This is a genomic window from Nostoc flagelliforme FACHB-838 (assembly GCF_014698065.1).
Taxonomy (GTDB): Bacteria; Cyanobacteriota; Cyanobacteriia; order Cyanobacteriales; family Nostocaceae; genus Nostoc; species Nostoc flagelliforme_B.
This window is the reverse complement of the sequence record NZ_JACJSI010000212.1, coordinates 1-10,191: the sequence shown is the minus strand read 5'-3', so window position 1 is coordinate 10,191 and position 10,191 is coordinate 1. Positions and strand designations below refer to the sequence as shown.

The window sequence follows — 10,191 nt, the reverse complement described above, 5'->3', positions numbered from 1 at the left end:
ACCAATATGCTACTGTTCTGGGTGAGCAACCTAAAAATTTAGCAATTTCGCGTTGTGGTTTTCCATCATTCTGTAGCAAAATAATTAAAATTCTTTCTCTGACGTGTGGTAGGCCACTTTCTTTTAGACCTTCCTGTAGCTTACTGACTTGCTCCGACGTTAAAAACTTTTTAGCTGCTGGTGGCATAGTTGCTTTTAAACGACTTCCTCTTCTTATTATGCAACTTAAGTGCCGATTAGCTTAGTTTTGCGGGTTTGTAGTAAGGACTTGAGTTTTTACTACAAACAAGTACACGGTATTGAGTTAAGATGGAGCCTAGGCATAGCCCGTCGTAGACATCGCTTTTTCAGCGAAAAAAAAGTCCGCTACCCAAAATTAGAGTTGAGAGCGAAAAGTGGATCTTATGAAAGAAGATACTATCGAGATCACTGGTTTTCACGCTCATGTTTACTTCGATAGCGCGAGTATGGATGTAGCGGCGCGTGTACGTGAAGAATTGGGCGCTAGGTTTGACGTGCAACTCGGACGCTGGTTTGATAAGCCCATCGGCCCCCACCCCAAAGGAATGTATCAAGTTGCTTTCTTACCGAATCAGTTTGATAAAGTTATCCCCTGGTTAATGCTCAATCGTGAGGGATTGGATATTCTTGTCCACCCTGAGACAGGCGATGCTGTGGCAGATCATGCGGATAATTCCTTATGGTTAGGAAAAAAGCTAGATTTGAATATTGAGTTTCTTAGACAACTGAGTTCGACTTCATCCAATTAAGATAAGTAGTTCATTTTGTTGATCTATATAATATTCATTGATAAACTTTTTATATATTATTTATGTTTTTTAAGATAAATAGGCTCTAGTGAAGACTTTTGGTTTTTAGAGCTACATCTACCTGTTTTAATAGTACTTCTAGGGTGGAAGAGTTATCTAAAACAACATCTGCATGAGCTACTTTTTCTTCGATAGATAATTGGCTGTTGATCCTGGCTTGTGCCTGTTCTCTATTTAAATAGTTTCGTTGTATCAATCTTTGTAGTTGTTGCTCTTGAGAACAACGCACTACCCAGATTTCTGTAACCAAATCAGTCATTCCCGCTTCAAATAATAGAGGCACTACTAACACTAGTGTTTGTGAGGAGGACTGGGTTATTGCTTTGAGAAAGCGATCGCGCACATCAGGATGAATCAAATTGTCTATCCAGTTGCGTTCATCTTGACGATTAAAGATAATTTCGCCTAGCTTTTGGCGGTTGAGGCTACCATCTGGTAATAAAATTTGTTCGCCGTAACGTTGTGCGATCGCACCCAGAATAGGCGAACCCAAAGATACTGCCTCTCTAGCATAAATATCTGCATCCAAAATCGGCAGATTATAAGCGCTAGCTAAATAATTGGTGACAGTGGTTTTGCCTGTGGCAATACCCCCAGTTAAGCCGATTATACGTTTTGTCATTTGTCATTTGTCATTTGTCATTTGTTATTCTCCCTTTGCTTCCCCTGTCCCTCATCTAAGAATTGGTTGCCCATGTTATCAACGCTTGCGTTAAACCATCTAAAGTATATTCTTGGGCTTCTACATCTACACGTCCGAATAAAGCATGACAAGTTTTGGAGGTTTGGGGGCCGATAGAGGCAATACAAACGCCTTCTAAGAATTCGCTAGCATTAGAGTTTTGGCAAAATATATTGTTAGTAAGTTGACAGAAGAATTGCACAGTTTTAGAACTGGCAAAGGTAATTACATCTACCTTGCGGTTTTTGAGAGCTAACTCTGCCGCAGGTGCAATACTACTAGGACAACAAGATTGATATGCGGCAACTTCAATTACCTTTGCTCCCTTGAGAGTTAATTCATTAACTAAAACTTCTCTTCCGCCGCTTTCAACTCTGGGAAATAAAACCTTTTTACCATCGAGTTTATCTGGGAAATTTTCTACTAAAGAATCGGCAACAAAGTTGGGGGGAATAAAATCTGGTTGGAGAGAGTGTTGTTTAAGACGTTGGGCTGTTTTCTCGCCAACGACGGCAATTTTGACACCTGCTAAAGCACGGGTATCTTTACCTTGGGCAATTAGCCTTTCAAAAAAGTAGTCTATGCCATTGGTAGAAGTGAGAATTAACCAGTCGAAGTCAGATAAATGAGCGATCGCATCATTCAAAGCTTCCCAACAAGAGGGCGGGCCAATTTCTAAGGTAGGCATTTCGATGACTGTAGCACCTAATGCGATGAGGCGATCGCTAAATTGGCTCGACTGTCCAACTGAACGTGTCACCAAGATTGTTTTACCAGTAAGGGGAAGAGGAGATAGGGAGAAGTTACTTGACATAGCAGGAGGGCTAGGAATTTTGGCTGTAGTAGAATCCTGATAATCTATTTTCTCAGGTTGTAAGTACTTACGTAGCCCAACAACTTCGCCAATTATAATTACCGCTGGAGAAAGGGATAAGTCAGTGGTTTGTTCCAGAATATTGCCCAGTTGCGCTGTCCAAATTTCTTGATCGGAAGTTCCCGCCCAACGGATGATAGCAATGGGTGTTAAGTGTGATCGCCCGTGCCGTACCAGTTGATCTACAATTTCTGGTAAATGTTTCCCCCCCATGAGAATTACCAGTGTATCTAAACGTGAGAGTGCCTCCCAGTCTAAAAGCTCTGGTTCATGAGCTGTAAAAACTGCAAAACAGCGGCTTAAAACCGGATCTGTCAGGGGAATTCCTGCCAATAACGGAGCTGCAAGGGCTGAGGAAATTCCTGGTATCAGTTCAAAATCGCAACCAGATGCTTTCAACGCTTCAATTTCGGAAGTGCAACGCCCAAAAATCAACGGATCGCCTGATTTGAGCCGTATAACTTGTTTTCCTTGCAGACAGTGCGTCACCAGTAACTTGTTAATCTGTGCTTGGGTTGTACTGGGTTTACCACCGCGTTTACCGACATCCAACTTCAGGCAATCATCTGGTACGCATTGCAATAATTGAGCATCTACTAAAGCATCGTAAACTAACACCTGAGCAGTAGCTAAAAGATTGTAAGCTCTTACTGTTAAATATGCTACATCTCCAGGCCCAGCACCTACAAGATAAACCTTGCCCCTTTCTTGAATCATTTGTTATTTGTCATTTGTCAATAATCAATAGTTCTTCCCCTAACTCTTCTGCTTCTTTCCTAGTCCCCATTACCCCTTATCTCCAGAGGGGGCCCCACCTTCCCCAATCCCCTCTATTCAATTCGTTCGCGTATTAATTTTTTGGATTAGCTGATCAATTTGCTCAACCATCTCCTTGTTTTCCTCTGCTTGGAATAACTCTTTGGCTTTTTGGAAATTTAAAACCGCTTCTTCTAGCTGTTGTTCTCTTCCCAAAGCGATGCCCAAATTATAGTAAGCATAAGCATAGTTGGGTACAAGGCTAATGGCTTTTTTGTAATGTGCGATCGCTTCTTGTGGCTTGCCTTGATCGTCCATTGCATTTCCCAAACCCGTGTAAGCTTGTGCATGTTTGGGATCAAGGCGAATCGCTTGATTATATTCCGCGACTGCTTCTGCTAGCTTGTCTTGAGCGTATAAAGCACTTGCTAAATTATAGTGAGCGTCTGCATACTTGGGATCGAACGTTATAGCTTTTTTGTACTGAGCGATCGCTTCTTCTAGTTTGCCTTGAGCGTACAGAGCATTTCCCAAAGCATTATAACTTAGTGAATTTTTCGGATCAAAATCAATAGCTGCTGTATATTCGGCAACTGCTTCTGTTGGTTTTCCTTGAGCATACAAGGCATTCCCTAAGTAATAGTGAGCGTCTGCATACTTGGGAGCAAGGCTAATGGCTTGATTGTATTGAGCGATCGCATCTTCTAGTTTGCCTTGAGCATACAGAGCATTTCCTAAGTAAAAGTGAGCTTGAGGATACTTAGGATCAAGGTTGATAGCTTGATTGTATTGTGCGATCGCTTCTTCTGCTTTGCCTTGATCGTCGAGAGTATTTCCCAAAGCAATATAAGCTTGGACAAATTTTGGTTCTAGTTTAATAGCTTTCCGAAAAGCCGCCTCTGCTGCTTTTAAATTTCCTTGTGTTTGGAGATTGATTCCTTGCTTGTAGTTAGCAACTGCATTTTTATTCTGAGGAAGTGCTGCTTGATCTAAGTTTGGAATTTTTGATAAAACAACGCCAACATCTTTACCAAAGGCACTATTTCCATTACTCAAACACAAGCAGATAATAGCTGCTACCAGTAGATTCTTGTTTTTCAGCATTTTTATTACCTTACCTGCCCGGTTTACATATAATGTTCAGTTCGGCTAATTGCCATCATAAAAACACCCCAGCCCCTCTTTGCTTGATCTAAGGGAAGCAAAAGCGTAGCTTTGGCGGGACTCTAGCAGGAATTATAAGTGATTAACCTAACTTGATACAAGTCTACTCTCATATAAATATCTATTTATATGAGAGTAGACATTTCCAGAAATTAATTATGCGTTATCCATAACCCTTGTAGAGACGTAGCAGCGATACGTCTCTACATTTTATAAAGGGACTTGCAAAAAATTAATTATCCCAAATTATTTGTAGATTTGTGGAGACGCAACACCTTGTCTCGGGCTATAGGCTATTTATTAACTGGAAATCTCTAATAAACAAAGATTTTTTATGATTAAAAAATTGTTTTTTAAATAATTGAAGACGCTTTTCTTTCCATAAGTTTAAAAATGGCTGCAATTAATTTTTCGGGGTTAAGAGGTTTGGGTAAATGCATCTGAAACCCAGCTTTTAATGCTTTTTCTTGGTCATTATTTCTTGCAAATGCTGTCAAGGCTATTGCTGGGATTCGTCCACCTTGTTCTGGTGCCCAGGTTCGCACTTCATTTATTAACATATAGCCATCCATATCGGGCATACTAATATCGCTGACTAACACATCTGGCTTTACCTCTGCTAAGGTTTGTAATGCTTCTAAAGCAGAAGATACCGCCATGACAAAAGCCCCATCTTGCTCTAATACAAAAGCAATAAAATCTCTCGAATCAGCATCATCATCGACAACTAAAACCCGGATACCAGCGAGGGGTAAGGAGCTAGAAGCTAACAATACAGGGTATTTTTGTTTATCCGTCAGCCTTAAGCTTTCATTTGGCAGAAGCGGTAAGCTAACAGTAAATGTTGCCCCTTTACCCTCACCGTGGCTTTCTGCTTGGACAATGCCGCCATGCATTTCAATGATATTACGCACAATTGCCAATCCCAGCCCTAATCCACCAAAATTTCTTGTAGAGGTGCTATCTGCTTGGCGGAAGTAATCAAACACGAATGGCAAAAAGTCAGCCCTAATTCCCTTACCTGTATCGCTAACGATTATTTGAGCATAGCCATCAGCTTGCTCTAGCCGCACTTCTACCTTTCCCCCCTTGGGTGTAAATTTGATAGCGTTAGAAACGAGATTCCAGACGACTTGCTGCAAACGAGTTGAGTCACCCATAACTTGTCCCATATTCGGTGCAAATGTTGTATTCACCTCAATCAACTTTGTTTCTGCCGCTAAACGCATTGTCTGTAGCGCAAACAATATCGTAGATTCTAGGTTAATCTTCGTAATATTCAGCGTCAGTTTGCCTTGTAAAATTCTGGAGATATCTAGCAAGTCCTCAATGAGTTGAACCTGTAAATTGGCATTCCGCTCGATTGTAGCTAGTGCTTCAGATGTCTTATTTTGGTCTAATCTGCGGGTTTGCAACAACTTTGACCAGCCGAGAATTGCGTTTAGTGGAGTGCGTAGTTCGTGAGAGAGGACGGCTAAAAATTCATCTTTAATTCGATTGGCTGTTTCTGCTTTTGCTCGTGCTACTTGTTCTAATTCCAGCAGGTGCGCCCGTTCTTCAAGTATTTGTTTTTGTTCGTGGATATCTGTACATGTTCCAAACCACTTCACTACAAAACCTTGCTCGTCTTTAAGTGGTAAACCTCGCGCTAGCTGCCAACGATAGGAGCCATCAGCAGCTCGTTTAAAGCGATATTCATTATTATATATAGTGCTATTTTTTACAGCATCAGACCACACCTTATCAGCTCTTTGGACATCATCTGGATGCAATGCTGCTAACCAACCAGAACCCAAGGACTGCTCTAATGTTAACCCAGTGTATTGGCACCAATTTTGATTAAAATAATCACATTCACCCTTAGCATTAGTTGTCCATACAAGTTGAGGAATTGCCTCAGCCAAGTAACGGTAGCGTTCTTCGCTTTGTCGGAGAATTTCTAAGATGCGTTGGCGTTCAAGGATTTCTAGTTGTAATTGCTCGTTAGTTTTGGTAATTTCATCGGTGCGAACAGCAACCATTTCTTCCAGATGATTCTGGTATTTTCGTAGTTCCTCCTCTACCCCTGAGCGTTTGGCTATTTGTGTTTGAAGTTCTTGATTTGCTTGTTCTAATTGAGCAGGGCTAGGAAGTGCCAGTGCTTGTGGAACTAAAGGCACAAGTTCTAATGCTGTAATTACAGATATTGTTGCAGTTACGGCTTTGATAAACCCCGACACCCAATAGGTTGGATGCCAAAGTGTCCAAATCTCCATTAAATGAGTAGTGCCGCAAGCTACGATAAATCCACTAAACAGGAGAAAAATCCAATCAAAGGGCAAATCTTGTCGCTTGCGGACAAAGTAGAAGAGTGTAGTTGGAATCGAATAATAAGCTAGTGCGATGAATGCGTCAGATAATATGTGTAACCAAACTAAATTCGTTTGCCATAGATAGCAATGTCCATGTGGAATAAATGATTCTGATGTAAAAAAGTTAGTCCACAATTGTGATATCACGTCTGACATAAATACTCAATTTTTTTAATCGATAAAATCTACTAACATCCTGTCTGAAGATAGGAATAAGATAATGACAAAGGGAACCGCATACTCTTACGAAGAAGCAAGCTAAGTGCAGCATCTTGTAGAGAAGGACGTATATTTATACGGATAAGCAAGCTACGCGTAGCGTTTCCTAGAGAAGAGGGCAAAGGTAAGAGAGTTGGAAAGGGTTTTTGCATCAGTACCGTGAACTTTTGAAAAATTGGGATGCTTCCTTCGATTGTAATTGTAAAAACTATGAAGTGAGTTGTAAAACTTGTGTAAATAGCGGATATTCAAGACAGTTGAGTTAAGTATTCATTTCTTTTCTTTCTTTGCAGTTCGTTAAAAAAAGTTGATTTTGATAATGAGTTGCTCCCTTACCTCTGGAACATTACCGAACCTTATTTTATATTTTCTTCGCTTGCTTTGCGTCTTCGCGGTTTTTAAATAGATACTCTTTGGGTGGGAAGAAAGTACGCTAATTGCGCCAGATATCGGTAAATTTCAAAATAAAAACCATTCTCACCATAATGATGGGAATGGTAAAAAATTAGGAGATAGAATAGGAAAAATTAATCTCACCAATTCTCATTAAACTTAAGATTCACTTGACTTAGCACTCATTTTATCTACCAGTTGAGTGATTTTTTTAGCTTTTTCAGTTTGGCGCTGTTTTTGTAATAAATCTTTAGCTTGTATCAAGTTAGTTTTAGCTTCTTCTTCTCGCTTTTGCTGCATGAGAATATTCGCCAGACGCAAGTAGGCATCAGGATTTTTCGGACTGCGGCGAATTACTTCCCGAAATAATTCTGTTGCTTCTTCTACTTGTCCTTGCTGGTTTAAAACATCTCCCAAAAACAAACGCACGACATCATTAGTAGAGTTGATAGAAATCACTTTGCGAAAGGCTGCTTCTGCACCTTGGTAATCTTTTGCTTGGGCAAGATTGATTCCTTTTTGAAACAAATTTGAGGTAATCAAAGTTTTCCAAGCGAAATAGCCAAGAATTGACAGACTGAGAACAACTACAAGAGCAGCGATAATAGAACTCGTGGGAAAGGTTTCTAGCATTTTCTAAGCCAAAAGACAGGCGATAGGAAAAATCAGATATTCTATAAAAAAGAGTTTCCAGATAAATTGGTAGAATTGAGCGATCGCACTTTTATCTTGTAAGTCTACCGTCAAACTCCGCAACCACAGCCAAGCCAATAGCCCCAAATGAGCAATTACTAGGAATATAGCGTTAACTGAGGCGACGTGTAGCACCCCAACCAGAATTATTCCCAGATAGCAGGCAGTTATTACCCAAAGAGCTAGATTGAACACAGCTTGCGAACCGAGTTTGATGGTGAAAGTAGTAATATTGTAGAGGCGATCGCCTTCCATATCGGGGATATCTTTAAAGATGGCGATCGCAAAGGTAAACACCAAAATAAATAACGTCAGCACCCACACCACAGGCGGAATTGTTTGGCTTTGTTGCAACGCCCAACTGTAATGCAGATACAGCCCTAAGTTAACAATCGTACCGCGCACCGAAAAAATACACAGCGCCGCCCAAACAGGAAACTGTTTTAAGCGAATTGGCGGTAAAGAATAAGCAGTACCAATGGCCAAACTAATCGCCACCATCCCCAATAAGAATGGGCCAGTTAGCCACGCCACAACTAGCGCCAAAATTCCCATAGAAGCAACAATTAATTGCCCTGTTTGCTGAGAAAACTCACCGGATGCTAGGGGTAAATGAGGCTTATTAATCTTGTCAATTTCCACATCTTCTAATTGATTTAGCCCGACAATGTAGACATTGCCACACAGACAAGCAATCCAGGCGCCCAACACAGGGAGTAGGGAATACGTTGTAGAGACGCGATGAATCGCGTCTGTATTCCTCGCGTCCCCACTAACGGCAACAGCAATTAAATATAAACCCAAAACACTTAGACTTGTACCAATAATCGTGTGAGGGCGAGAGAATTTCCAGAAAGCGTATAACCACTGGAAATATGATTGAACAGGTTTGCGTGGCAAAGGTGTGTTTTGAGAACTTTGGCTCATGAGTAGCTTAAATACAATATTCTGGCTGGTTGTTAATCATTGTCACAGAATTTGGTCATTAGACTTCTTGCATGAATCAAAGTAGATTAAGTAAAAATTTTGAGATTAGTTTGTAGTGAAGACTTTAGTCCTCACTACAAACCTTAATTACTTATTCCCGCACAATAACCCAAACCGAACTAACCCACGCTCATAACCGCGACGCATCAACCCCAGCGATAATGCCCCTTGAATGGTAGTCCAACCGGCATTGAGTAAGCCCCAAAGCGCTTGGGGAGTGAACGCCGAATCAATGACTACATTCCAAAAGGGGGCAACGGCGGTTGACCAATCGGCGGTGCGAATATTGTTTAATGGAAGTTGACGGGCTATGCTTTCATACTCTGGTAAAGAAATCACATAAGGCAAACAATACACCCGATAAATATCCTGCAAATGCTTTTCCTCATCCGGCGTCAGTGGTAACTTATCAATCGGTCGATGACACCAAGTCACCATAATTAATTTGCCACCAGGTTTCAACACCCGGTAGCACTCCTGGAGAAATTTAGTTTTATCTGGCATGTGTTCACCACTTTCCAGCGACCAAACCAAATCAAAAGAATTATCAGCAAAGGGCATTGCTTGAGCATTGGCGACCTGAAACTGAGTTCTCAGAATCAAATTTGCCTCCGCAGCACGTTCCGTTGCTCTGGCAGCTTGCACAGGACTCAAAGTAATCCCTGTAGCCTTAGCATGAAACTTTTCAGCCAGGTATAAAGAACTGCCGCCAATGCCACAACCCACATCGAGAATATTTTCTGCTGCTTGTACCCCTGCCCAATTGAGCAGTTCTTCGATTAAATGAATTTGAGCTTGACGACGGTCTTTTTTCTCACTACCATCAGCGCCATAATAGCCGTGGTGCATATGTTCGCCCCAAATCTGTTCCCACAGACCAGAGGAAGCATCGTAAAATTGCTGAATTTGCTCGTAAAGTGTTGCGCTCATGAAAAAAGCTGTGTTAAGACAAAGCCGAATAAAAAAAACATACACATTAGGCTACCATGTGTGTTTTTAATTAAAATAGGGTCTTTTGGTTTGTAGGGATAATAAACTCCGCTTTCTCTTCTCTGGAGAAATTTACTGATTTTCCCTTAGTAAGCTGCCTTTGCTCTCCTAGGCATACTGGATGTTTCCGAGATGCCTGGCATGATTGAGTTTTTGAATTTGAAATTTTCAATTAATTATGACTGTTGCTCGCACAATTTGTTTGGGTTTTCTAGCTGTCATCACTGTAGGCACTATTCTGTTGATGATGCC

General features: G+C 41.0%; 9 protein-coding genes. 1 reads left to right on the top strand and 8 read right to left on the bottom strand.

What is annotated here, in order from left to right; all coding sequences use genetic code 11:
* Positions 1-187 (bottom strand): helix-turn-helix domain-containing protein (locus H6G97_RS37670; protein WP_190945805.1); only part of this gene is annotated, 187 nt, incomplete at its 3' end.
* A 217-nt stretch (positions 188-404) separates the two neighbouring features.
* Here H6G97_RS37670 and H6G97_RS37665 point away from each other — a divergent pair.
* Entirely contained in the window at positions 405-770 is a 366-nt protein-coding gene (locus H6G97_RS37665; protein ID WP_190945804.1) for a DOPA 4,5-dioxygenase family protein, read from the top strand.
* Between the two features lie 85 nt (positions 771-855).
* Here H6G97_RS37665 and coaE read toward each other — a convergent pair whose 3' ends face one another.
* From coaE to H6G97_RS37630, 7 genes are all read right to left on the bottom strand, one after another.
* The gene (gene coaE, locus H6G97_RS37660; protein ID WP_190945803.1) at positions 856-1,452 is read right to left on the bottom strand and encodes a dephospho-CoA kinase; all 597 of its coding nucleotides are present in this window, start codon (positions 1,450-1,452) and stop codon (positions 856-858) included.
* Positions 1,453-1,507: 55 nt separating this feature from the next.
* On the bottom strand, positions 1,508-3,103 hold the full coding sequence (gene cobA, locus H6G97_RS37655) for a uroporphyrinogen-III C-methyltransferase (protein ID WP_190945802.1): 1,596 nt from the start codon (positions 3,101-3,103) through the stop codon (positions 1,508-1,510).
* Positions 3,104-3,220: 117 nt separating this feature from the next.
* Entirely contained in the window at positions 3,221-4,246 is a 1,026-nt protein-coding gene (locus H6G97_RS37650; RefSeq protein ID WP_190945801.1) for a tetratricopeptide repeat protein, read from the bottom strand.
* A 413-nt stretch (positions 4,247-4,659) separates the two neighbouring features.
* Positions 4,660-6,813, bottom strand: coding sequence for a hybrid sensor histidine kinase/response regulator (locus H6G97_RS37645; protein WP_199349922.1), 2,154 nt, complete (start codon positions 6,811-6,813; stop codon positions 4,660-4,662).
* Positions 6,814-7,428: 615 nt separating this feature from the next.
* Positions 7,429-7,902: a tetratricopeptide repeat protein gene (locus H6G97_RS37640; protein WP_190945800.1), complete on the bottom strand. Its 474-nt coding sequence runs from the start codon at positions 7,900-7,902 to the stop codon at positions 7,429-7,431.
* Positions 7,903-7,905: 3 nt separating this feature from the next.
* Positions 7,906-8,889, bottom strand: a complete 984-nt coding sequence (locus H6G97_RS37635) for a homogentisate phytyltransferase (RefSeq protein ID WP_190945799.1) — start codon at positions 8,887-8,889, stop codon at positions 7,906-7,908.
* 147 nt (positions 8,890-9,036) lie between these two features.
* Positions 9,037-9,879 carry a methyltransferase domain-containing protein gene (locus H6G97_RS37630; protein ID WP_190945798.1) on the bottom strand — a complete coding sequence of 281 codons (843 nt, stop codon included), beginning with the start codon at positions 9,877-9,879 and terminating at the stop codon, positions 9,037-9,039.
* Between the last annotated feature and the right edge of the window lie 312 nt (positions 9,880-10,191).

What these genes read in the sequence shown, in the direction of transcription:
- H6G97_RS37645 (WP_199349922.1), bottom strand. Translation starts at nt 6,813, where the DNA reads ATGTCAGACGTGATATCACAATTGTGGACTAACTTTTTTACATCAGAA.
- H6G97_RS37630 (WP_190945798.1), bottom strand. Translation starts at nt 9,879, where the DNA reads ATGAGCGCAACACTTTACGAGCAAATTCAGCAATTTTACGATGCTTCC.
- coaE (WP_190945803.1), bottom strand. Translation starts at nt 1,452, where the DNA reads ATGACAAAACGTATAATCGGCTTAACTGGGGGTATTGCCACAGGCAAA.
- H6G97_RS37665 (WP_190945804.1), top strand. Translation starts at nt 405, where the DNA reads ATGAAAGAAGATACTATCGAGATCACTGGTTTTCACGCTCATGTTTAC.
- cobA (WP_190945802.1), bottom strand. Translation starts at nt 3,103, where the DNA reads ATGATTCAAGAAAGGGGCAAGGTTTATCTTGTAGGTGCTGGGCCTGGA.
- H6G97_RS37635 (WP_190945799.1), bottom strand. Translation starts at nt 8,889, where the DNA reads ATGAGCCAAAGTTCTCAAAACACACCTTTGCCACGCAAACCTGTTCAA.
- H6G97_RS37640 (WP_190945800.1), bottom strand. Translation starts at nt 7,902, where the DNA reads ATGCTAGAAACCTTTCCCACGAGTTCTATTATCGCTGCTCTTGTAGTT.
- H6G97_RS37650 (WP_190945801.1), bottom strand. Translation starts at nt 4,246, where the DNA reads ATGCTGAAAAACAAGAATCTACTGGTAGCAGCTATTATCTGCTTGTGT.